This is a genomic window from Caballeronia sp. SEWSISQ10-4 2 (assembly GCF_030464885.1).
GTDB lineage: Bacteria > Pseudomonadota > Gammaproteobacteria > Burkholderiales > Burkholderiaceae > Caballeronia.
In genome coordinates this window covers 40,964-63,206 of sequence record NZ_JALPRJ010000032.1, presented here as the reverse complement: position 1 = coordinate 63,206, position 22,243 = coordinate 40,964, and the positions used below count along the sequence as shown (strand labels likewise).

Sequence of the window (22,243 nt, the reverse complement as noted above, 5' to 3'; positions counted from 1 at the left end):
GCAACCCGGTAGCGGATGGGCCGCGGTGCTCACTGCAAATGAACCCAATGAGGCAGGTCAAAGCGATTTATCGGCGCTCGGGACCTGATCCCAGACCTTGGTATCGAACGCCTTGTTCAGATCGACCGGCGCCTTCAGCGCCTGGTATTTGATGAGCCGTGCCTGGATGGAGCTGGCAACGTCCATGTCGATCTGGCCGATTCCCTGCGAGCCGTTCTTGCCCGCCGTGATCAGCGTGGCGAGCTGGTCGAGCATGGCGGTCTGGTGGGCGCGGTTTGCGCTCGGCGCGGCGGCCATCACGATGTCAATTGCTTCGGACTTGTGCGCCAGCGCGTACTTCCAGCCCTGCAGCGTCGCTGCCAGGAATGCCTGCGCCTGATCGGGGTGCGCCTGCAGGAATTTCTCCGATGTGATGATCGAATCAGCCTGGGCAACCACACCGAAGTCTGCCGGTTTGAACACGGTCAGGTCGGTCACGCCTTGCTCCTGCAAGGTGACGAATTCGTTATAGCGCGTCGCCGTTGCTGCCTGGAATTCACCTTCGATGAACGGCGTCATGGTCGCAGCCTGCGGCACGATCGTCAGTTCGGACGGCTTGATGTCCTGGCTCGCGAGCATGGCGTACAGCGTGTATTGCGCGCCGGTGAACCACGTCGACACCTTCTTGCCGCGGAGGTCGGCCAGCGTCTTGATGCCCGATTTCTTCTGCGCAACAAAGACGTGCGGGCTCTGCTGCAGCGTCATGCCGATACACACGAGTGGCAGGCCCTTTTCGCGCGCAAACAACATGGCTTCCGGTCCGCCACCGACGCCGAAAGTATCGGCGCCTGAACCCACGAGTGTCTCGACGGTAATGTTCGGGCCGCCGGGATTGATGCTGACGTCCAGCCCCTTGTCCTGATAGAAACCCTTCGCCTTGGCGACGTAGTAGCCGGCGAATTGAGCTTGCGGCAACCAGCGCAAACGGACGGAGACCTTTTCCTGCGAGAACGCGGCCGTGGCACTCGTAAAAGACAAAACGACGGCACTGGCGACGATCAAACGACGGACAAGCGGACTTCGCATGATGAATTCACCCCGTTGGATATACGTAAATTGTCTTAAGCAATATACGGGCCATAATAAAACTGGCGATTTGCCGGGGATTTGTATCGTTCAGGAGGCCTGCGCTGGTGCATTGCGCCTCGTTGCTGGGGAACGTGCTTGAGCACGGTGCATGCGGTTGGGAACACGCAATACGCCGCGGTTGGACGTGGTGCAGGGCCACGTTTCCACTCGCCGAGGCCGTGTCAGGCGGCAGTAGGGACGTTGAAGCCAGCCGTGTTCAAGATTCGATCGCGCATCCGGCGCGCGCACGGTCGATGGCAGCGCGCGTATGGATAAGCTGACTATCGGGATCGGCTAAAACTGTATGCCTGCGGCACTTATGCGTTCGCACGGCGATAACCGGCGCACATGGGAGCACGTGGGAATAGGGGCAAAAAACGGCACTAAAAACAATCAAACGGGTTCACGCGATGACCCGAGCAGCGCGCCGCCGCGGGGTTCATCCGAGGCCTGTCCGCTATGCTTTTCGATCCAGTTGCGGCGCTCCTCGCGCGGTGTCACGCCGAAGCGGTCGCGGTACGCATTGGAGAAATGCGCCGCCGACGCAAATCCGCACGCGAGGCTGATTTGCACCACCGACTTGCTGGTGCGCTGCAATTGCGTGCGTGCCTTGGTGAGGCGCAGGTTGACGTAGTACTTCGACGGCATCGCGCCGAGATACTGGCGAAAGAGGCGCTCGAGTTGGCGTCGCGAAATGCCGATGAGCCCGGCGATTTCATCGGTGGCAAGCGGGTCTTCAATGTTGGCTTCCATCAGTTGCAGCGCGTCGTTCAGGCGCGGATGGCGTTCGCCCGGCGCAGTCACGAACGGGATGCGCTGGCGTTCTTCGCCTGAACGCAGCACGCCGATGCCCAGTGAATCGGCGATCCGTTCCGCCAGGTCCGCACCCTGATCGCGCGCGATCATCGCCAGCATGAAGTCGACGGTCGCCTGGCCGCCGGTGCAAGTCGAACGGTCGCGGTCGATCTCGAAGATCTGCTGCGTGACGATAGAACGCTCGAATTCCTCGGCGAATTGCTGGTAGGTTTCCCAGTTCACGGCCACGCGATAGCCGCTCAACTGGCCCGCCATTGCGAGCCACCAGACGCCGTGATGAATGCCTGTCACGCGCTGCGTGCGGGTGCCGACGCGCGCGAGGCTTTGCAGAAAGAGCCGATAGTCGGCGAACTGTTGATATCGCTCGCTGACCACGATCAGCCAGTCGCAGCTAACGGCGTCGCCGAACGCGGAGTCCGCGGGAAGCTGCGCCCCGCCGGCGAACGTCAAAGGGCGGCCGTCCCACGAGCAGATCTGCCACTCGTAGAGCGCGTGGCCGTCGATCTCGTTCGCGAGACGCAGGCTGTCGAGGATCAGCCCGGCACCGCTCATGGAACAGGGCGGCAGTACGGCTATTGCCACCTTGAGCGGTTTTGCGCTCGGACCCGGGCCCGGGTTCACGCTCACGCGCTTACTTGAGACTGCCGGAGAGGAACTGGCGCAGCCGCTCGCTCTTCGGTGCGGTAAGCACGTCGGCCGGCGCACCTTCTTCTTCCGTGCGGCCCTGGTGCAGGAACATCACGTGGTTCGAGACGTTGCGGGCAAAGCCCATTTCGTGCGTGACCACGATCATCGTGCGGCCCTCTTCGGCAAGCTTCTGCATGACCTTGAGCACTTCGCCGACCAGTTCCGGGTCGAGCGCCGAAGTGGGTTCGTCGAACAGCATCACGTCGGGATGCATTGCCAATGCACGTGCAATCGCCACGCGTTGCTGCTGCCCACCGGACATGTGCGACGGATATTGCTTTTCGATGCGAGGCGCGAGACCCACCTTCTCGAGGTACATCCGTGCGCGCTCTTCCGCTTCCTTCTTTGAGAGGCCGAGCACATGCCGTGGCGCTTCCATCACGTTTTCGATGGCGGTCATATGCGACCACAAGTTGAAGTGCTGGAACACCATGGCGAGCTTCGTGCGCACACGCTGCAACTGCTTGCGGTCGGCCACGTCATGGTTGCCCGCGCGGTCAGCCTTGACGAGCACCGTCTCGCCGTCCACCACGATCTGCCCCGCGTTCGGCCGCTCGAGAAAATTGATGCAGCGCAGGAACGTGCTCTTGCCCGAACCGCTCGCACCGATGATGCTGATGACGTCGCCCGCACGAGCGGAAAGCGACACGCCCTTGAGCACTTCGTTGTCGCCGTAGCGCTTGTGAATGTCTTGCGCGACCAGTTTTGTCGCGGCATCTTTGGCGGTTAGCTCCAACGCGTACTCCCGAGAGTGATGACTGTAATACGGTTTTGACAAGGTAACGATCTGATTTGAATCTCAACGACGCGCTGTGCCCAGATACCCAAGCCAGCGCTTTTCCGCGCGCCGGAATGCGCCGATCAACACAAACGACACCACCAGATAAATCAGCGCGGCGATCCCGAACGACTCGAACGACTGATAGGTCGCCGAGTTTGCGTCGCGTGCGACCTTCAGGATGTCCGGTACGGTCGCGGTGAACGCAACCGTGGTGGCGTGCAGCATGAGGATCACCTCGTTACTGTACAGCGGCAGCGAACGGCGCAGTGCAGAAGGCAGGATCACGCGCCAGTACACAGTGAACGTGCTCATGCCGTAAGCACGTGCCGCTTCCACTTCGCCGTACGGTGTCGATCGGATCGCACCCGCGAATATCTCGGTGGTGTACGCGCAGGTATTGAGTGCGAAGGCCGCGATCGCGCAGTTGAAGCCGCTGCGGAAAAACGCTTCGAGCAACGACTGCGAACGCACGAATTCGAGACTGTACATACCGGTGTAGAGCAGCAGCAACTGCACGTAGAGCGGCGTGCCGCGAAACACGTAAGTGTAGATGCGCACCGGCGTGGAGAGCCAGCGGTTCTTCGAGACCCGTGCGCAGGCAAGCGGAACGGACGCGACAAAACCGAGCGCAAGCGAGCTCGCCAACAACCACAAGGTCACGACGAGACCCGAGGCGCGCATGCCGTCGGAGTAGAGAAACGGGCGCCAGTAATCGGCAAGTATCTGGATCATGAGGGGTCGTCCGGCGCTTAGAGGTCGGCGTGCCGCACGCCGGTGGAATAGCGGCGTGCGAGATACAGCAGCACGATGTTCGAGGCAGTGGTGATGATGAGGTAGCCCAGCGCCGCGATCATGATGAAGAAGAACATGTTGTAGGTGCTCTTGCCGGCGTCCTGCGCGGCCTTGACGATATCGGCGAGACCGATGATCGATACCAGCGCCGTCGCCTTGATCATCACCTGCCAGTTGTTGCCGATACCGGGCAGCGCAAAGCGCATCATCTGCGGAAACAGGATGCGGATGAACACACGCACGCCGCTCATCCCATAGGCGCTGCCTGCTTCCAGTTGTCCGCGCGGCACCGCGAGAAAAGCACCGCGAAAGGTTTCGGTGAAGTACGCGCCGTAGATGAAACCAAGCGTCAGGACACCCGCCGTGAACGGGTCGATATCGAACTGGTCCAGGCCTAAAGCATCGGTCAGGTTGTTGACCGCGATCTGGATGCTATAGAAAAGTAGCAGCATCAGGACCAGGTCGGGCACCGCGCGGATCAGCGTCGTGTAGGCCGTGGCGATGCCGCGTGTGACGCGGTTGTGCGAAAGCTTGGCGCTCGCGCCTGCCAGTCCGAGCAGGACGGATACCGCAAGAGACAGGACCGCGAGTTCGACCGTTTGCTTCGCGCCCGCCAGCAGCAGGGGACCATAACCGTAAAGGAACAAGTGCGTCTCCGTCCGTTGAAGGGGTCGTGCGGGCATGCGCCTTCTGGCGGCGGCATTGTCCGCACGACTGGCGCCGATAGTCACCAGCGAAAATTAATTGCTCAAATGCGAGGGCGGGCGCTTATTGCGCTGCAACATGTGCTTTGGTCAAAGACTATGGCGTGTAACGGGCCACGGGACCGGGGCTTCTAGCGCGTCGCGGCATTCGTATGACGCTTGGCATCATGCTGGCCGGCGAGCGGAATCCACAGGTTTTGCGTCGCTTTTCCGATAGAAACCAAGAGGGGCCGGGAAAGCGCTTTTAGCAGGGGCACGCGCGGCAGATTTGCTCGCTTGGCCGGTTAACGCGCGCTCAGAACGCATGAAGCAGCCTGAGACCGTAGGCGCTGTGGAACCAGACGTGGTCCACCAGCACTGCTGCGGCGATCCATGCCGCACCGACGATCAGCGCGTCGCATCGGCCGCTGTTCCACCAGTTCAGGGAGTGTCGCGAGATGATCCACGGTACGCCCAGCGGGTTGGGCCAGTCGGCGAACAGATGCATCAAGCCGCCGCATGCGAAGCCGAAGCTGATGGCAGCCCATGGGTGAACGCCGAGAAAATGGTACGAAACCGCGAGCAGTGCGAGCCAGCCCACACCCCAATGCGTGAGCGTGCGGTGCGTTATCCATAACTTTCGCGCTCGCGTCCACCACGCCACTTCGAGCCAGTCCGGTGCGGTGCCGCCGAACACGCCTGCGCAAAGACTCAGCGCGCTCCAGAGGTAATACGGTCCGGCTGCGCCGGACTTGCTGACGACTGCTGCTGCGATCAAACCTGCTGCCCACCCAGTCGCGTGATGCGCGTTCTTCGAAGCCATGAGTTGATGCTACGTATAGCAATGAAATAAGGTCGGGCATGTTGACACAAGAGCCGCGCGTTGTGCGCAATGTCGTAGTATGTTGAACGGAGGGTGACGGTTTTTAAACCATGCGTCGGGCAAGCAGGGCGGATCCACAGGGCAAAGATCGGGCTCGCGATTTGCTGTAAGAAGATATCGCCACTTTTATTAATGGCCATGTCTCGTTCAGTCATTACCGTTGCTTCGTGGCTCGGAATACTGCTGAACAGTGCGGTGTTTGCGGCGACCCACGACGAGCAGGCCGCAGCTTGCAGACGCGACGCGATCCGCTACTGTGCAGTGCACATTCCCAACGAAGCAAAAATCACTGCCTGCATGGAAGCGCATCTTCAGAAGCTGAGCCCCAAATGCCGGGCGATGTTCGAGCAGCCCGCGCCGAGCAATCAACAAGAAGGCGATCAAGCCGGCACGAACAAGGAGTAGTGATGCTGACGCAGACCTTCGAAACGATTCTCGCGCTGTGCTCGTTCTGCTTTCTTCGACTGTCGGCGCTTACGTCCGTGGGTATCGTGCAGGGGTTTGGCGCGGTGCTGGGGATCTTTGTCGGCGTGGTTATTCCGCTCGGTCTGGCAATGACCACGCGCAGGCAATCGGACAGGCTTTGAAAACTCGACCGGCTTACGCGGGATCGCTGGAAGAAGGGCGCTTGCGTTCGCCGCAAGCGTGTTTTTGTCTCCGATCGGTTCAGCGGACGTTTCCCGGTAGTCTTCGAGGTGCGCCAACAAAATCCGGGTGCTTTGAGCTTGCATCGATAACCAGGAGAAGGGTTTGGATTTTCTACGACCGGAAGTCTTGACTGCAGTCTTGCACGAGCAGTACGCGGCAATGGCCCTGTTTGTCACGGGCAAAAACGTGCCGAAGCCTTGGGGCACCGCGGCGGGGATGGCGGATGCGTCTACCGCCAGAGCGCTGACCATCGACACGCCGCTACGCGTCGCGAGCAATACCAAGACATTCGTAGCGGCGACGGTCCTGCGGCTGTGGGAGCAGGGTGAACTTGCCCTCGATGAGCCCATCTCGCCGCTACTCACGCCAATGCTGGACCGCTTGTTGAAGTCCCGCGGATATCGCACGGAGAAGATCACGGTTCGGCAGCTTTTGAGCCACAGCGCGGGCGTATACGATCATGCCGATGACCCGCGTTACTTCAAGACCGTGATTGCGGACCCTAAGCATCGCTGGACCCGTGAGGAGCAGGTTGGCCTTTCCTGTCATTACGCCGGGCCAACCAACGAGCCCGGGAAAGAGTACAGATATTCCGATACCGGATACGTTCTGTTGGGTGACATCGTCGAGCGCGTGACGCAAATGTCGCTGGCCGAGAGTGTTCGGCATCAGTTGCGTTTTGACGAGCGGCGGCTGGGATCGACATGGTGGGAAATCGCCGAGTCTCAACCTGCCGGGACGGAGGCTCGTGCGCGTCAGTTTCTTGACGACGCCGCCATAACCGACGTAACCGATCTAAGTGCGACATTGGACCTTTACGGCGGAGGCGGTCTGGTCATGTCGGTTCGTGATCTTGCCACGTTCCACCAGGACCTGTTCGAGAAGCGTGTATTCGACGATCCACTTACGCTCGCGGAAATGCTGCGCAAGGGCGACCATGAGGGCGCGGAAGATTACCGGCTGGGAGTTTCGGTGAAGCGCGTGGGCGGGCGAGCATGTTATACGCACGCCGGATTCTGGGGAACGGCGGTCTACTATGCACCGGATGCCGGGGTATCGATTGCGGGCTTTACAACCCATCGTGCCGAGCGGCCCGCGTTGACCGCGCTCATCGAAGAATCGATCAGTTCGGTTGCGGACGGCATGGATTTTGACTGAAGCAATTTTGCTGACTCGATTTTCGCCTCAATTCCATGATAGGTTTCTGGTGAAAATAGGTGGGGTGACCGAGAAGTTTCCTATATTTGAGGATACCTTATCGATATAACTGAACAGCATTCCAGACATCAGGCGCAGCGGCATCTTTGAGCCCGGGAACGGAGAGGTTGAACTGCCCCTTGCGAATGCGGTGCATCAACTCGATACGGGCAATCATGGTCGCGGCACTCCCGTACTGTTTGAAGCCGAGCACGTCACGGTTAAAGTAACGGCCCGGGAACAGCCCGTCCAGACTCGTCAGTTTGCTCATCACGGGCCCTCAAACTGGTCAGCCTGACACTCTAACAGATTCGTCAATCGCTATTTGCACCACAGCCCCTCGGTTGCCACCTTCGTTGCGGTGGTCGACATTATGGCGCTATTGTTAGAGCTGGAAATGGTACATGATGACGCCAATGTTACCGAGTGGCCAAAGTTGCTGCGGGAGATTGGATATTGGCACGCTTTCATTTAGCAGGGCCGGCGGATAGACCGTTGATCTTCTCAGGCATCGCGCCGATCTTTACCCGTCGGGCCATCAGTATTGCTAATATTCAACCGCCTTCATCGCTTGTTCTGAAGCGATCATTTTGTTCACGCGTAACGCGTATTGGCCATTGAAAATCCCATAGCCGCACTCCATGACCGGCACGGAGTCAACTTTGGCGGTGACGTATTGGCCGAGGTTAATCGGAATCACGTCGCCTGTGCGCATGCTCAGGATCTTCTCGAACGTCGTCGGTATGTCGACAAGATCAACGGTCACCTCGAGCTCAGCCGCCTGCAATTGCGTGGCGAGCACGCGTCCCCATCGTTGGTCGATGTCAAGCGTCTCTCCTTGATGCGGTGAAAACAGCAAATCACGAATGGGCTCGATCATTGAATACGGCAGGCAAACGTGGAGCGTTCCTCCGGTCGTGCCAAACTCGATGGAAAACTCGGTGACAATGACGATCTCATTGGGTGTCGCGACGTTCGCGAACTGCGTATGCATCTCTGACCGAACGTACTCCAGGGCCAGGGGGCGTACGTTTATCCACGCGGCCATATAGTGTTCAGAAACCACGTCGAGCAGCTTGCCAATGATGCGCTGTTCAGTGGCGGTGAACTCGCGCCCCTCTACACGAACGTGAAACCGCCCGTCGCCCCCAAACAAGTTATCTACCACGAAGAACACCAGATTTGGATCAAACACAAAGAGCGCGGTACCGCGCAGCGGTTTGACATGCACTAGATTCAGGTTGGTGGGAATGGGGAGGTTGCGCGTAAATTCGCTGTATTTTTGAACCTTGATCGCTCCGACCGAAATCTCTGCGGTGCGGCGCATCAAGTGAAAGATCCCGCCGCGCAGGAGGCGGGCGAAGCGATCGTTGATAATTTCAAGACCTGCCATCCGACCGCGCACTATCCGCTCCTGGGCGGAGAGATTGTAGGGACGTGGGACCGACGAAGAGGTTTGCTCGACGACCATGTCGGTCTCGCCGGTGACGCCCTTCAACAGCGCATCGACCTCCTCCTGCGACATGAATTCTTCGTGCGCCATTCCTGCCCTTTGATTTGATTGGTCGCGGTTTTCTAAAGCGGTACTTTGTCGCTTCGGGGAAAGGCCGGTACCTTGTGCAGCAAGTTCTTAATTCAATACGCTCCCGGTCCTTCATTTAAACGTAAGCCAAGCTTAGCCTAGTGCAGGGAGCGCAAGACCGCAAAGAGAGGCGCGATTGTGGCTTAGTTCACCGGCTTGGATGGCTACGCGGGTGCGTGAGGGACGGGGAACCACCGGTGAATATTGAATCGCCTTGTTTTTTTCGCATCAGGATGCCGACGTTGCGCACCGCTAGGCTCAAAAACCGGGTATGGCGGACAACCAGACGCTGAATCTTCAAGGACGTCCCATAGGGAAAACCTGAGGGGGCTTAAGAAAATCAAAAATAAAGCTGCTGAACTGTGTGTCGTTAACACATATGAAGCAATGGCTAGGCGACACACGTCCGCACGATGGAATTCGAAGTTCGACCAACGCTTACGGAACCCATCGGCGGCATTGGGGATTCTCACCTTGCGCAGCTCGTTTTCAGCCGAAGCAGAAAGCTGCGTCATCAACTATATAGAGGCGTGCTCCGAACGATCGGTCATGCCGCACAGAATCGAGGCGAATCAGATGAGTAGTTCCCAGCATGATGTTGAGCAACGGACTAACCTGGCGGGAAACAACCGGTTCGAACTGCTCCTATTCCGCCTTGGCGAGGCACCAAACTCGACGCAGCGTGAACTTTACGGCATCAACGTGTTCAAGGTTCGGGAGATCATTGAGATGCCTGCCTTTACGGTCATCGCAGGCGCATCGGACAACATCCTCGGCATTGCTGATATTCGCGGGCAGATCATTCCTGTCATTGACTTGCCCCGGTTGACGGGTTGTACACCGAGGGGGAAACCTCGGATCTTGCTGGTCACTGAGTTTGCCAGGACGACCCAAGGCTTTGCTGTCGAAGAGGTCGATGACATCGTTCGCCTTGAGTGGGATCAGGTGCTGTCTGCGGAGGCGCATTCGAGCGGAAAGACCGTGACTAGCATCGCACGTCTCGATGGAAACGTAGACGGCTCGCGTCTGGCTCAACTGCTCGACGTCGAGCAGATTTTGCGGGACGTGCTTCCGGGAAGCGAGCCTGATATTACTGAGGCTACCGTTGGCCGCGTCAATATTGCGCGTGGCGCCAAAATTCTCGCGGCTGATGATTCGGGTGTAGCGCGCAGCTTGATTGAGCAGAGTCTCACTGCAATGGGCTTGCCGTTCATCATGGCGAAGACGGGGCTCGAAGCGTGGAACGTGCTGGAGGCTGCGGAAAAACGCGCGCACGCGTCGGGGCGCGCGGTAAGTGACGAAATCGCACTGGTTTTAACGGACCTCGAGATGCCGGAAATGGACGGCTTCACCTTGACTCGCAAGATCAAGGGTAACGCCGCGCTGCGATCGATCCCGGTCGTCATCCATTCGTCGTTGTCCGGATCTGCCAATGAGGAACACGTGAGAAAAGTCGGCGCCGATGCGTATATCTCGAAGTTCGTTGCGCAGGAGCTAGCCACCATGTTGCGCGAAACGCTGGGGCAGGCCGTCGCAGCGTGATTCGCTGAATGGTGGGGTGCACCGTGACGATGTGCCGAGTGCGTCGGGTCCATGGATGCAATTGCATGTGCATGTTGGGATGCGCTCGGCAAGGGTTTGTTCCTCTACAGGAGAGGCGCGCGTTGCCGTAAAGCAGCGACACAGTCGTACCGCCTGCCGTTTGCCGCAAAGAGCACTGCCGCGTCGGATACACCACGCAGGCTGACAGGGCAAAGGCGCGTTCCCGGCAATCAGGGATTTCTCTTTTTATGTTGACCGGAGCACAAACATATGAATCTCAAACAGATGACCGTCAAGGCGAAGCTGAGCGCGGGCTTTGGCGTGCTTGCCGCTATTGTCATGGTTGTATCGGGCCTGTCAGTGAAGTCATTGAACGACTCGACCGAGCGATTTTCCAGTATGTCGCGGGCATCAGCGCGCGCGCTGACATGGCGGAGCGTGTTCGGACCGTCGTCGATCGGCGCGTCATCGCTACTAATAACCTCGTACTATTGACCACGCCCGCCGACCTCGAAACCGAGAAGGCCGCAGTCATCCAGGCGCGGGATGAAGTCCAGTCTCGCCTTCGAAAGCTGAACGAAATGATAGCCGGCGCGACTGACACGAGCGAAAGCCCGCAGTCTCGTTGCTGAGATCAACCGTATCGACGCGGCCTATGGGCCGGTAGCGCAGGCCGTTGTCATTCACGCCCTCGACAACAAGCGTGACGAAGCAGTGACGAAGATAAACGAGGAAGGGAGACCGCTGCTTGCGTCACTGATCAAGGCAACCAACGACTATTCGACGTTCACCGCTAGCCGTGCGGCGCAGATGGTGGAAGCGTCCGCGCAGCACGGCGCGAGCCAGCGCAATCTGCTTATCGCGATCTGCGTGGCCGCGCTTGGGGTGGCCGCGTTAGCTGGCGTACTGATTACTCGCGGCTTGACGCGTGCCTTGGGTGCCGAGCCTGCCGCCTTGGGCGAGGTCGCTGAACGCATAGCCGGTGGCGATCTGAGTCCCGTGCCGGGTGTACAGCACACGCCGGCAGGCAGTGTGCTCGCGCCCATGGGCGAGATGCAAGGCAGCCTGGTCAAGCTGATCGGTCAGGTTCGAAGTGCGACGGAGAGCATCGCTAGCGGGTCGAGCCAGATCGCGGCGTGCAACGTGGACTTGTCCTCGCGCCGAAGAACAAGCGGCATCGCTGGAAGAAACGGCAGCCGGCATTGAAGAGCTGACGTCGACGGTGAAGCAGAATGCCGAGAGCGCGCAACAAGCGAGTCCACTCTCGGCCAACGCATCCGACGCAGCGCAAAAGGGCAATGTGGTGGTGAGCCGGGTCGTCGACACGATGGGCGAAATCAGCCAAAGCTCGACGAAGATCGCGGATATCACCGGGATCATCGAAGGGATTGCTTTCCAGACCAACATCCTTGCGCTGAACGCGGCGGTCGAAGCCGCCCGTGCCGGCGAGCAGGGGCGTGGCTTCGCGGTTGTTGCCAGCGAAGTGCGCAGCCTCGCGCAACGTTCGTCGAGCGCGGCGAAGGAGATCAAGAATTTGATCGCCACGTCGGTGCTAAAGGTTCAGGATGGTTCGGCGCTGGCTGCAGACGCGGGCAAGACAATGTCAGACGTCACGCAGGCCATCTCCCGCGTGACCGACATCATCGGCGAGATCGCTGCCGCCTCCGGGGAGCAAAGCCGCGGAATCGAGCAGGTCAATCAGGCGATCACGCAGATGGACGAAGTCACGCAGCAAAACTCTGCGTTGGTTGAGGAAGCCGCAGCGGCCTCTCAATCGCTGGAAGAACAGGGACGGCATTTGACGGAGTCGGTGGCTTTTTTCCGACTTGGTGCGGCGACTCCCGATCACGCAGCCGATCGAGCAACGGCGGCACCGCGCCGCTTGGCGCCGGCTAAACGCCAAACGGCGCCGACCACCAAGACAGCGGCTTCCCTTGCTAAACGGCCGACCGCGAGAGCCGTACTCGCCCCCGCAGGTGCCACTACGTCCACCGGCGCGGCGTGGAAAACGTTTTGAGCCCGGCTTACATTTCGCACTCGGAGGATCTGATCGTGGAAGCGAATCAAGCGGGCGCTCGCGCCGCGACGGTCTTGGCAGCGCCCTCCGCGCAAGCGGGGGAACAAGCCCGGGTGGCTGCGTCGAAAGCGAGTGGCGAGTTCCTGATTTTTAACCTGGGGGCCGAAGAGTACGGCATCGATATTCAGCACGTTCAGCAAATTCGCTCGCACGATCCCGCGACCAGCATCGCAAACGCGCCTGCGTTCGTCAAAGGGGTGATCAATCTACGGGGCGTTATTACACCGATCCTGGATCTGAGGATCAAATTTGGTCTCAAGTCGGTGAAATACGACGAGCTTACCGTTGTCATTGTCGTGAATGTCGGCAAGCGTGTCGTGGGCGTCGTGGTGGATTCGGTCAGCGACGTACTGGCTCTAGATAGCGGCCAGATTAGCCCCGTTCCGAAACTTAGCTCTGCAGCCGATGTTGGTTTCATCACGGGTATCCGTTCGGCGTCCGGCGACGGTCATGAACGGATGCTCATTCTCGTCGACATCGACAACTTGATTTCCTCGGCAGATGTTGGCTTGCCCGAGATGGAATTGCATTGAGCGTATAGGTCTGGACTCGCTTGGGGACGAAGCGTCCCCGTAGGGCCAGCCGTACTTCGCTATTAGAGTGAGAGAGCCGGCTGATTCGGTACAGCGCGTGCTACCGGAAAAGCACGTCATGATCAGGTCGATTGGAGTGACGCTGGCCTGAGCGCGCGCGAGCGGCTTCGGCCACGAAACGTCCACCTCGCACTCAGTTCTCTTCTTCCTGCCAGCAGGTGTTGTGCCGCGCGAGCAGAGCGCTGGCTGCCGCCGGTCCCCATGTGCCGGATGCGTAGGATTTCGGAAGGCTTCCCTGCGTGGCCCAATCTTCGATGATTGGCGCGACCCAGCGCCACGCGGCCTCCTGTTCGTCACGCCGCACGAAGAGCGCGAGCCGCCCGGCGATCACATCGAGCAACAGACGCTGATAAGCCTCCATCCGGTCCTGCTTGAAGAATTGATCGAAGGCCAGATCGAGGTGCACGCCTTGCAGGGTCATCCCCATGCCCGGCTGCTTGGCGAGCACGCTGAGCCGAATCGATTCGTTCGGCTGCAAACAGATCGTCAGCCGGTTCGAACCAGGACGCAACGCTATCTCTCCCAACGCGGAGTGCGGCACTTGCCGGAAGTTGACGACAATCTCGGCAATGCGGCCCGCGAGCCGCTTGCCAGTGCGCAGAAAAAACGGCACACCCGCCCAACGCCAGTTTTCCACCTCGACTTTCAACGCGACGAAAGTCTCAGTCGGGCTGCCCTCGCTGACACCGGGCTCCTCGTGATAGGCGGGTACCGTTGCGTCCTTGATGGCGCCGGCGTGATATTGTCCACGGACCACGCTCCGTCCGATCTCGTCGCTAAGCAACGGTTTGAGCGCGCGCAGCACGCGCAGCTTCTCGTCGCGCACCGCATCCGCGTCCATCGACTGCGGCGGTTCCATCGCAATGATGGACAGCAGTTGCAGCAGGTGGTTCTGCACCATATCGCGCAGCGCACCCGTCTGGTCGTAGAAGTTGCCGCGGCCTTCAACACCCAATTCTTCGGCTACGGTGATCTGAACGCTCTCGACCCATTCGCGGCGCCACAACGGTTCGAACAACGAATTGCCGAAGCGCAGCGCGAGCAAGTTCTGAACCGCTTCCTTGCCGAGGTAGTGGTCGATCCGGTAGATCTGGTCTTCCTTGAATATCTGGCCGACTGCATCGTTGATCGCATTGGACGATTCCAGATCGCAGCCGAGCGGTTTCTCCAGAACGACGCGGGAGCCTTCGGTGAGCCCGGCCGATGCCAGGGCGCGGCAGATCGGCACGAACAGCGCGGGCCCGGTTGCTAGGTAAAAAATGCGTCTGCCGCGTACTGCGGCTAGCGTATCAGCCAGCAAGGAGAATGCTTCGGGCTGACTGGCGTCGAGCGCGACGTATGTGATGCGCTCGAGAAAACTTCGCCACACTGAATCGTCGATTGCTGTTGCCAGGACGTATGGCTTCACGTGCTCGTCGACCCATCGCAGATAGCTGCTGGTATCCAGTGCTGTCAGCGCGACTGAGACGATCTTGCCACCTGGCGCGAGCATACCGTCGCGGTGCGCCGCACAAAGCGCGGGCAAAATCTTGCGCATCGCCAGATCGCCCGTTCCGCCGAACAGGACGAAGGCGAATTGGGGGTGATCCGGCCCGCTGGTAGAGGGTTTCGTCATAGTATTCAATGATGGAAATCGATACGAAGGCTTTCGGAGGTTTTGTCGCGGAAAGGAACACGGTGAAACTGCGATCACTATGCAAAGGACTACCTATGTTGTCAGGCCGTTGAATTGAGCTCAACGTTAGGAAACCGGCGAGCGGCAGAGCGAACACCGCTCACCCGGTTACGTTCAATGCGGCGCGGTCCAGCCCTTGTAACTGGCTACGTTGTCGCGCGTCACGAGCGTCGACGGCATCAACATAAGCGGGTTGGCCGGCTTCTTGCCGTTCATGATGTCGTAGCCAATGGTCACGGCGTTCTGTGCCATCGTCCAGGGATCCTGGCTGGCCGATGCCTGAACCAGCGTGTCACTCTTGAGCGCCGTCTCAATGTCCGGCGCGCCATCCACCGACGTAATGAAGAGTTCCTTCCGATGCAACTGCTTCGCGGCAAGATCGCTGCCGACCGCCTGCGGGTCGTTGATCGCGAATACTGCATCCACCTTCGGGAAGCGCGTCAGATAGCCCTGCATCGCAGCCATGCCGCCTTCGCGCGATCCCTTGGCGTCCTGGTCATCGGACAGGATCTTGATACCCGGGCTCTTGGCCAGCACAGATTTACAGCCCTTCACGCGATCTAGCACAGCCGAAACGGGCGGTCCATTTTCAATCACGACGTCGCCCTTGCCGTTGAGCTTCTTCACAATAAACCCGCACGACAGTTCGCCGGCCTGGACGTTGTTCGTCTGAACGGTGGCATCGGCGCCGGCGGCGGCCACGTCGACTGCAATAACCACGATCCCTGCGGCTTGCGCCTTCTTCACTGCCGGCTCGATGGCCTTCGGGTCCGCTGCGTTCAACAGGATCATGTCCACGTGAGCGGCGATAAAGTTATCGATCTGCGTGAACTGTTTGCTCATGTCGTAGTCGGCCGATACAGCCGTCACGGTCGCGGCTGGGTTGATCTGCTTTGCCTTGGCCTCCGCACCTTTCACGATCGTGACGAAGTAGGGGTTGCCGAGCGATCCGACCGTGATGCCGATCGACTTGAGTTGCTTGTCGGCGGCGTGTGCCGGGGCAGTGAGGCTGAAGCCGAGCGCCAATGTAATGCTCGCGGCCGCGATTTTTTGTTTCAACATTTCGTTGTCTCCAAGGGGGGTCCGGTGTATTTTTCGGGCGCGAAGGGACCGTTTCGCGTCCGTCCTCTACCTTCTATAAGGCAAGATTCGATGGATACTTCAAGTGCGCGCTGAACCACGCTGGCGGAATCGGTCGAGCGTAACTGCGCCGATGATCACCAGACCTTTGATGATGTACTGCCACACGTCCGACACGCCGAGCAGCACGAGACCGTTGGTCAGGACCGCGATGATCAGCGCGCCCACCAGCGTACCGATGATTGATCCCACGCCGCCCACGAAACTAGTGCCGCCCAGGATCACTGCGGCTATGGCGTCGAGTTCGTACGATTGCCCCATCTGCAAACCATTCGCTGCATACAGGCGGGCCGCCGACATCACCGCGCCGAGACCTGCGAGCAAGCCGGAGATGACGTACACGAACATCTCGATGCCCCACACCCGGATACCTGAAAGGCGTGCCGCTTCGGGGTTACCGCCGACGGAATAGATCCGCAATCCCAGGACCGTCCGGCGCAGGATGAACCACGAGATTGCCACGACCGCGATGGCGATGATGACCAGCCAGGGAATGCCAAAGAGCGATTCGTTGCCGATGAACGCAAACGACAGTTGCGGGTTGAAGATCGTGGTGTCATGTCCCATCAACCGGGCGATGCCGCGCACCGCCGTCAGTGAGCCAAGCGTCACAATGAACGGCGGCAGTCTGAGCAGGGAAATCAGTGCGCCGTTGACCAGTCCGAAGCCGGCTCCGACCGCGAGCGCGACCGGCACGGCCAAGCCACCGAAGCCCGGAATATTCGATGCCAGCAAGGCCGCCACCGCCGCGGCCGACAGCACGGATCCCACCGACAGGTCGATACCTCCTGTGAGGATTACGAAGGTCATGCCCGCAGCCAGCACCACGTTGATCGACGCCTGCTGCGTGACGATCGACAGGTTTTGCAGGCTGAAGAAATTGCCCGTCGTGATCCCGAAGCCGATGCAAAGCAGAATCAGGATCGGCAGCATGCCGGCAGTTCGCATAAGCGCCTGCATGCGCTCGTGCCGCAAGATGTTCGCTTGCCGCTGAACCGGATTGGTCGCGCCCTCTACAGGGGTTGTGCCAACTTCCTGCGGCTTGAGTGAATTGCTCATGTCGTCCTCCAGAATATTCGTGACGTCTGATTTGTTCGGTGTATGGATCAAGCTGCCTGGTCGACCGGGGGCCGGGAGCCTGTTGCCAATTCGATGATGGCTTCCTGCGTGATCGGCGTGCCGGTATGGCCGCCGAGCTGGCCGGCGAGTTCGCCTTCGCGCATGACGAGCACGCGGTCGGCGACGCCGATGACTTCCGGTAATTCGCTCGAGATGACGATGATGCCAACGCCGGATCGAGCTAGTTCGTTGATGATTCGATAGATCTCGGACTTGGCGCCGATGTCGACGCCGCGCGTGGGTTCATCTAGGATGAGGACGCGCGGTTTCGTTTCCAGCAGGCGCGACAGCAGTACCTTCTGCTGGTTGCCGCCGGATAAGGAGCCCGCGTTGACTTTCGCGCTTGCCACGCGAATGGAGAGCGCGGAGATCGCGTCGCGGGCGCGCACCGCGCCTCGGGCCAGGTCGAGCACCCCAAGACGGGCGTCGCGGCCGCACACGGCAACGTTGATGTTGTCGCGCACGCTCATGTCGAGGAACAGGCCCTGGCGCTTGCGGTCTTCGGTCAGATAGACCACACCTGCATCGATCGCGTCGCGCGGCGAGCGCATGGCGAGTGTCTTGCCATCGACGGTAATGTCTCCTCGAATACGCGGCTCGGCGCCGAAGATCAGCCGGGCCAGTTCGGTGCGGCCCGCGCCGACCAGCCCCGCAATTCCGAGCACTTCACCTGAGTGAAGTTCAAGGCTGCAACCTTTGACGCGGCGGCCGTCGGCGACATCGCGGACCGACAGCACAACCTTGCCCGGGTCGTAGGGTGCATGCTGCTTTTTATAGAAGCCGGAAATATCTCGGCCGACCATCATTTTGACGAGACTCTCGGCTGACAGGTCCGCGCGATCGAGCGTGCCGACGTAGGCGCCATCGCGCAGCACGGAGACACGATCCGACAATTCGTAGATCTCGGCCATCCGGTGACTGATGTAGATGATCGCCAGTCCTTCGGCACGCAATGTCCGGATCAACTCGAACAGCCGGTCGGTTTCACGCGATGACAAGGGCGTGGTCGGCTCATCCATCACGAGGATCCGCGCGTTGGCGTGAACCGCCCGCGCGATCTCGACGAGCTGTTGCTCCGCTATCGACAGATCGCCGACGAGCGTCTGCGGCCGAAAGCTCGCGCCCAGCCGCTTGAGCACGTCCTCGCAGCCGCGCTCCATGCCCGCCCTGTCCACCAGCCCGAAGCGACCACCCTTGCGCAATTCGCGCCCGGCATGGATATTCTCGGCAACTGAAAGGTTGGGCGCGAGGCTTAACTCCTGATAGATCACGGCAACGCCGATTGCTTTCGCTGCAAGCGGGCCGTCGATGCTGGTCACTTTTCCATCGACCAGAATTTCGCCGCCGGGGTCCGCCTGGTAGGCGCCCGAGAGCACCTTCATCAATGTGGATTTGCCGGCGCCGTTTTCGCCCATCAGCGAGTGCACTTCGCCCGAATAGACGGTCAGCGACACGTTGTCGAGAGCGCGCACACCGGGAAAGGTTTTACTGATGCCGCGCATGGCGAGGATTGGGGACTTTGACTCAGACATGGGCATGATTGACCTCTTTCGATTTCGCGCTGGCGCTCTGGAGCAACCCGGCGTTTGGCGAAAAGTTAAAGAACATGGGCAGCGTGGCCGCGCCGATGGCGCCCGCATCTGATCCAAACGACCCCCGAACCAGTGCCGGGACGCTGCGGGCTTCTGGCACCGTGGCCGTCATCGCGGCCTGCAATCGTTCGAGCAGCGTATCGAGGAGTCCGCTGTCGACATCCGCATCGAGCACGATTGTCGGCACGTCCACCACGCACAACGTTGCGTGGAGCGCCGGGGCGAGCGCTTCGACGCAATCGTCGATCCACTCGTCCACCGCAGGCAGTTTGCGCTGGATGCAGGTGCTGAGATCGAAGCGATTTTGAATTGACTCGCCGCTATATCGCAGATGGCGCGCGAGCGCATTCAGCGACGCACGCGACAACAGGATGTCCCATTGCCCGCCGGGGAGCGGGGCGGAAGCGAGGCGGCTTGGGGGCACCGGCATGATGCCAATATCCCCCGCGTTGCCAGTCCCGCCGCGCAGGCAATCGCCATCGATCGCGATGCCGCCCCCGATCGCCGAGCCGAGGAAGAGATAGACGAAGTCATGACACTGGCGTCCGCAACCGTAAAATAGTTCAGCGATAGCGGCCGCGTTGCCATCGTTTTCGGTAAAGACGGGAAGGGACATCAGCTTGCTTAATTCGGCGGAGAAATCGATCTCATCCCACGCCCGGAAGCGTTCAGCCGACAGCCCAAGTTCGCGTGCCCAACTGCCCAGGTGGAACGGCTGGGCGACACCTATACCTGTCAGCCGCTGGCGCTCGCCCGGGGTGAGCAATGCCAGCATGTTCTGAATGTCGCGCTCAAGGATTTTCAGGACTTCGGCGGGGTGGGGAAGCACCCTGTCGAGGGTGCTGCGCGCCAGGACATCGCCAGAAAAATTCACAAGCACGGTTTCAATGCTGGTCCGGTCGATTCTTATGCCAATGCCAAACGCGCCGCGCGGGTTCAACCGGATCAGCGAAGCGGGCTGACCGCGCTGGCCTTCGAGCCGACGACCAATGTGTTCAATAAGACCGGCCTGGTCTAGCGACGTAATAATGCTTCCGACCGCCGTGCTGGTCAGATTGGCCTGACGCGCGAGATCCGCCTTGGCAGTAGGCTGCGAGCGACGCAGAGCCTGTAGTAAAAGCCGCTCGTGATAGAGGCGCAAGTTTGCCGAATTGCTGCCACGTCCAATGTGGGGGCTTCTCACTGTCTCCTCCTAAGAATTTGCTGAGTAATTATTAAATCAACATGATTTATTTAATCTGGATTGTGAGTGGATGTATAGGAGGGAATTCCCGGAGAATAGGTCGATGAGAGAGAGTGCCGCTCGCAGGCGCGCAGCGTCACGGAGGGCGGTCCTGGTTTCAGTGCAACGCAGCATTGATCGGCGGTCCTGAGCCGGCGCTGGGTATCAGTCCATTCAGCTGACTCTGGCAGACCGCTGGCAAGGCTAGATTGAGAGTGCGCGCGATAAAGTGTATTCTTACTTATAGGATATCGATTGATTTGGAGTAAAAATGACCGCGCTTGCAACGTTATCAAGCAAGTTTCAAATTTCTATCCCCAAGGAAGTTCGCGACGAACAGCATTGGCAAGCAGGCCAGGAATTCGTTTTCATTCCCAAAGGCAAGGGCGTGCTGCTGATGCCCGTGCCCGAGTTGAGTCAACTGGCTGGAATGGCGAAGGGCGCAGACACGAGTGATTACCGTGACCGGCAGGACCGGTACTGATGACGGCTCCGTTTCGAGTAGTGGACACCTCGGCCTGGATCGAATGGCTGACGGGTAGTGTGCTTGGCAAAAGGCTCAGCGACACGCTGCCGGACAAGTCCCGCTGCATCGTGCCAACGATCGTGCAGCTCGAACTGTCAAAGTGGTTGATACGAGAAGTCGGGGAGGAAAAAGCCGACGAAGTCATCGCCTACACACAAAAGTGCCGGGTCGTCCCGCTAGACACGACGATCGCGTTGCTGGCCGCTGACCTGTATCGGGAACACAAGCTGGCGACGGCAGACGCGATCGTCTACGCGACGGCGCGGCATCAAGACGCGGATTTACTGACCTGCGACCGGCATTTCGAGGGTCTGGCAAACGTCGTGTTCTTTCCGAAAACGAGCAACGACTAAGCGAGAATTAATGACGGATCGCCTTGCGCATGGGTCGATGATGCCGCAGTAGGGCTGTGTCAACTTGGTTGGCGTCGATTACCTGTGAAGCTAAAGAGTAGTTATCCTATAAAGAGTAGTTATCCTAATCAGATAATTTTCTCGATTGCGCCAGCAATAGTCCAACCATGCCATGTGGCGAAGCCTTCTTTGAGAACAGCACGATGACAGGCCGCATTCATTTGACGTCTGGGCAATGCGAAGTGTTGTCGGATTGGGCCAGAGCATGAAAGAAACGCCTGCGTGCGACGCGCATCGCGAAAGCCGCACATCTGGCGTTCGCGCCTGCGGGTCGGCTGGTGGCTGTTCTCGGCACGGTTGTTCACGCGTGCGGCCGCTTTGACGAAAACGTGCTTCACATGAGCGAGCTCGGGAATATCAGCCTTCGCCGCCGGATAGCTGCGCAACTGATCGGTGACGATCTTGCGCAGCACCGGGTTTGAGCGCAGCACAAGCTTGAAGAAACGTTTGGCGGCGGCCTTGTCGCGCTGCTCTTGTACCAGCACGTCGAGTTCGCCACCATGCTCGTCGACTGCTCGCCACAACAGATGCGGCTCGCCGCGCAGCGTCACGAACATCTCGTCCAGATGCCATGTGCTGCCTGCCTTGCGCCGCGCCGCTTTGGCGCGCTTGGCGAATCCTGCGCCAAACTTGTCGCACCAGCAACGGATCGTTTCGTACGTGACCACGACACCACGATCGAGCAACAACTCCTCGATATCGCGCAGGCTCAGGCTGAACCGGAAATACCAGCGAACCGCGCAGCTGATGACAACGGCAGGGAAGCGGTGACACCCCCCCAACAAGACGGCTAAACAGGCTAGCCTGATAAGGCTGCTCAATCCCGTTCTCCGAGGATGGGCGAATTACCACAGCCACGAAGGGGGCAGCAGCGCAGCAATGCGCTGCTACTACCCGACCAGGACCATCGTCACATCAAGTCCGGAACGAACGTGATGCGCGGGTTCAAACGGTTCAGGAGTGCCGCGACCACGATTTCAGGCATCGAGTTGATGCATCGTATTCGCAAGGGGCAGTTCGACCTCGCCATCGAGGGCGTCACTGCGCCCTCTGTCTGGAATGTTGTCCTGTTAAATCGATAAGGTATCCATATTTATAAGAAACATCTTGGCCATGCTACCTATTTGCACCAGATCCCCGCCGTGTCGAAGCCGATCAATCGGGCCGG

The 22,243-nt window shown here is 59.6% G+C and carries 22 protein-coding genes and 2 pseudogenes; 10 read left to right on the top strand and 14 right to left on the bottom strand.

Annotated elements, in window-relative coordinates:
• Positions 1-57: 57 nt before the first annotated feature.
• The 6 genes from M0D69_RS22020 to M0D69_RS21995 all read right to left on the bottom strand — a co-directional run bounded on the left by M0D69_RS22020 (position 58) and on the right by M0D69_RS21995 (position 5,689).
• Positions 58-1,065: an ABC transporter substrate-binding protein gene (locus M0D69_RS22020; RefSeq protein ID WP_301784017.1), complete on the bottom strand. Its 1,008-nt coding sequence runs from the start codon at positions 1,063-1,065 to the stop codon at positions 58-60.
• Positions 1,066-1,500: 435 nt separating this feature from the next.
• Positions 1,501-2,475, bottom strand: a complete 975-nt coding sequence (locus M0D69_RS22015; RefSeq protein ID WP_301784054.1) for a GlxA family transcriptional regulator — start codon at positions 2,473-2,475, stop codon at positions 1,501-1,503.
• Positions 2,476-2,554: 79 nt separating this feature from the next.
• Positions 2,555-3,346: an ABC transporter ATP-binding protein gene (locus M0D69_RS22010; protein WP_301784016.1), complete on the bottom strand. Its 792-nt coding sequence runs from the start codon at positions 3,344-3,346 to the stop codon at positions 2,555-2,557.
• A gap of 63 nt (positions 3,347-3,409) precedes the next feature.
• Positions 3,410-4,123, bottom strand: coding sequence for an ABC transporter permease (locus M0D69_RS22005; RefSeq protein ID WP_301784015.1), 714 nt, complete (start codon positions 4,121-4,123; stop codon positions 3,410-3,412).
• 17 nt (positions 4,124-4,140) lie between these two features.
• Positions 4,141-4,830: an ABC transporter permease gene (locus M0D69_RS22000; RefSeq protein ID WP_301784014.1), complete on the bottom strand. Its 690-nt coding sequence runs from the start codon at positions 4,828-4,830 to the stop codon at positions 4,141-4,143.
• 352 nt (positions 4,831-5,182) lie between these two features.
• Positions 5,183-5,689: a metal-dependent hydrolase gene (locus M0D69_RS21995; RefSeq protein ID WP_301784013.1), complete on the bottom strand. Its 507-nt coding sequence runs from the start codon at positions 5,687-5,689 to the stop codon at positions 5,183-5,185.
• Positions 5,690-5,782: 93 nt separating this feature from the next.
• Between M0D69_RS21995 and M0D69_RS21990 the strand changes: the two genes are divergently transcribed.
• The 3 genes from M0D69_RS21990 (at position 5,783) to M0D69_RS21980 (ending at position 7,555) form a co-directional block, all read left to right on the top strand.
• Complete coding sequence (locus M0D69_RS21990; RefSeq protein ID WP_301784012.1) at positions 5,783-6,154, top strand: hypothetical protein; 372 nt, start codon at positions 5,783-5,785, stop codon at positions 6,152-6,154.
• 2 nt (positions 6,155-6,156) lie between these two features.
• Positions 6,157-6,336: a hypothetical protein gene (locus M0D69_RS21985; RefSeq protein WP_301784011.1), complete on the top strand. Its 180-nt coding sequence runs from the start codon at positions 6,157-6,159 to the stop codon at positions 6,334-6,336.
• Positions 6,337-6,499: 163 nt separating this feature from the next.
• Positions 6,500-7,555 (top strand): serine hydrolase, encoded by a 1,056-nt coding sequence (locus M0D69_RS21980; protein WP_301784010.1) that lies wholly within the window; start codon positions 6,500-6,502, stop codon positions 7,553-7,555.
• 97 nt (positions 7,556-7,652) lie between these two features.
• Here the strand turns inward: M0D69_RS21980 and M0D69_RS21975 are convergent, their stop codons facing one another.
• Positions 7,653-7,865 carry a hypothetical protein gene (locus tag M0D69_RS21975; protein ID WP_301784009.1) on the bottom strand — a complete coding sequence of 71 codons (213 nt, stop codon included), beginning with the start codon at positions 7,863-7,865 and terminating at the stop codon, positions 7,653-7,655.
• Between the two features lie 276 nt (positions 7,866-8,141).
• Positions 8,142-9,137, bottom strand: coding sequence for a flagellar motor switch protein FliM (gene fliM / locus M0D69_RS21970; protein WP_301784008.1), 996 nt, complete (start codon positions 9,135-9,137; stop codon positions 8,142-8,144).
• Between the two features lie 615 nt (positions 9,138-9,752).
• Between fliM and M0D69_RS21965 the strand changes: the two genes are divergently transcribed.
• The 3 genes and pseudogenes from M0D69_RS21965 (at position 9,753) to M0D69_RS21955 (ending at position 13,328) form a co-directional block, all read left to right on the top strand.
• The gene (locus tag M0D69_RS21965) at positions 9,753-10,718 is read left to right on the top strand and encodes a chemotaxis protein (RefSeq protein ID WP_301784053.1); all 966 of its coding nucleotides are present in this window, start codon (positions 9,753-9,755) and stop codon (positions 10,716-10,718) included.
• 270 nt (positions 10,719-10,988) lie between these two features.
• Positions 10,989-12,735: pseudogene (locus M0D69_RS21960) on the top strand (methyl-accepting chemotaxis protein).
• Between the two features lie 74 nt (positions 12,736-12,809).
• Positions 12,810-13,328, top strand: coding sequence for a chemotaxis protein CheW (locus M0D69_RS21955; protein ID WP_301784052.1), 519 nt, complete (start codon positions 12,810-12,812; stop codon positions 13,326-13,328).
• 193 nt (positions 13,329-13,521) lie between these two features.
• Here M0D69_RS21955 and zwf read toward each other — a convergent pair whose 3' ends face one another.
• From zwf to M0D69_RS21930, 5 genes are all read right to left on the bottom strand, one after another.
• On the bottom strand, positions 13,522-15,003 hold the full coding sequence (zwf, locus tag M0D69_RS21950; protein ID WP_301784007.1) for a glucose-6-phosphate dehydrogenase: 1,482 nt from the start codon (positions 15,001-15,003) through the stop codon (positions 13,522-13,524).
• Positions 15,004-15,177: 174 nt separating this feature from the next.
• Entirely contained in the window at positions 15,178-16,125 is a 948-nt protein-coding gene (locus tag M0D69_RS21945) for an ABC transporter substrate-binding protein (RefSeq protein ID WP_301784006.1), read from the bottom strand.
• A gap of 99 nt (positions 16,126-16,224) precedes the next feature.
• The gene (locus tag M0D69_RS21940; RefSeq protein ID WP_301784005.1) at positions 16,225-17,262 is read right to left on the bottom strand and encodes a ribose ABC transporter permease; all 1,038 of its coding nucleotides are present in this window, start codon (positions 17,260-17,262) and stop codon (positions 16,225-16,227) included.
• Between the two features lie 47 nt (positions 17,263-17,309).
• Positions 17,310-18,860: a sugar ABC transporter ATP-binding protein gene (locus tag M0D69_RS21935; protein WP_301784051.1), complete on the bottom strand. Its 1,551-nt coding sequence runs from the start codon at positions 18,858-18,860 to the stop codon at positions 17,310-17,312.
• A complete protein-coding gene (locus M0D69_RS21930) occupies positions 18,847-20,097 on the bottom strand; it encodes an ROK family transcriptional regulator (protein WP_301784004.1) in 1,251 nt (416 codons plus the stop codon). Before M0D69_RS21930 ends, M0D69_RS21935 begins: the two co-directional genes overlap by 14 nt.
• 310 nt (positions 20,098-20,407) lie before the next feature.
• On the opposite strand from M0D69_RS21930, the gene M0D69_RS21925 reads away from it, so the two are divergent.
• Positions 20,408-20,620, top strand: a complete 213-nt coding sequence (locus M0D69_RS21925; protein ID WP_301784003.1) for an AbrB/MazE/SpoVT family DNA-binding domain-containing protein — start codon at positions 20,408-20,410, stop codon at positions 20,618-20,620.
• A complete protein-coding gene (locus M0D69_RS21920; RefSeq protein WP_301784002.1) occupies positions 20,620-21,015 on the top strand; it encodes a type II toxin-antitoxin system VapC family toxin in 396 nt (131 codons plus the stop codon). The genes M0D69_RS21925 and M0D69_RS21920 overlap by 1 nt, the downstream gene beginning before the upstream one ends.
• A 128-nt stretch (positions 21,016-21,143) precedes the next feature.
• Here the strand turns inward: M0D69_RS21920 and M0D69_RS21915 are convergent, their stop codons facing one another.
• The gene (locus M0D69_RS21915; protein ID WP_301784001.1) at positions 21,144-21,896 is read right to left on the bottom strand and encodes an IS6 family transposase; all 753 of its coding nucleotides are present in this window, start codon (positions 21,894-21,896) and stop codon (positions 21,144-21,146) included.
• On the opposite strand from M0D69_RS21915, the gene M0D69_RS43840 reads away from it, so the two are divergent.
• Together M0D69_RS43840 and M0D69_RS21910 are read left to right on the top strand one after the other, a co-directional pair.
• Positions 21,880-22,011: a group II intron maturase-specific domain-containing protein gene (locus M0D69_RS43840; protein ID WP_367619745.1), complete on the top strand. Its 132-nt coding sequence runs from the start codon at positions 21,880-21,882 to the stop codon at positions 22,009-22,011. The two genes, M0D69_RS21915 and M0D69_RS43840, sit on opposite strands and share 17 nt — an antisense overlap.
• Positions 21,966-22,157, top strand: a pseudogene (locus tag M0D69_RS21910) (DDE-type integrase/transposase/recombinase); the annotation flags it as partial. The gene M0D69_RS43840 and the pseudogene M0D69_RS21910, both read left to right, overlap by 46 nt.
• Positions 22,158-22,243 lie beyond the last annotated feature (86 nt).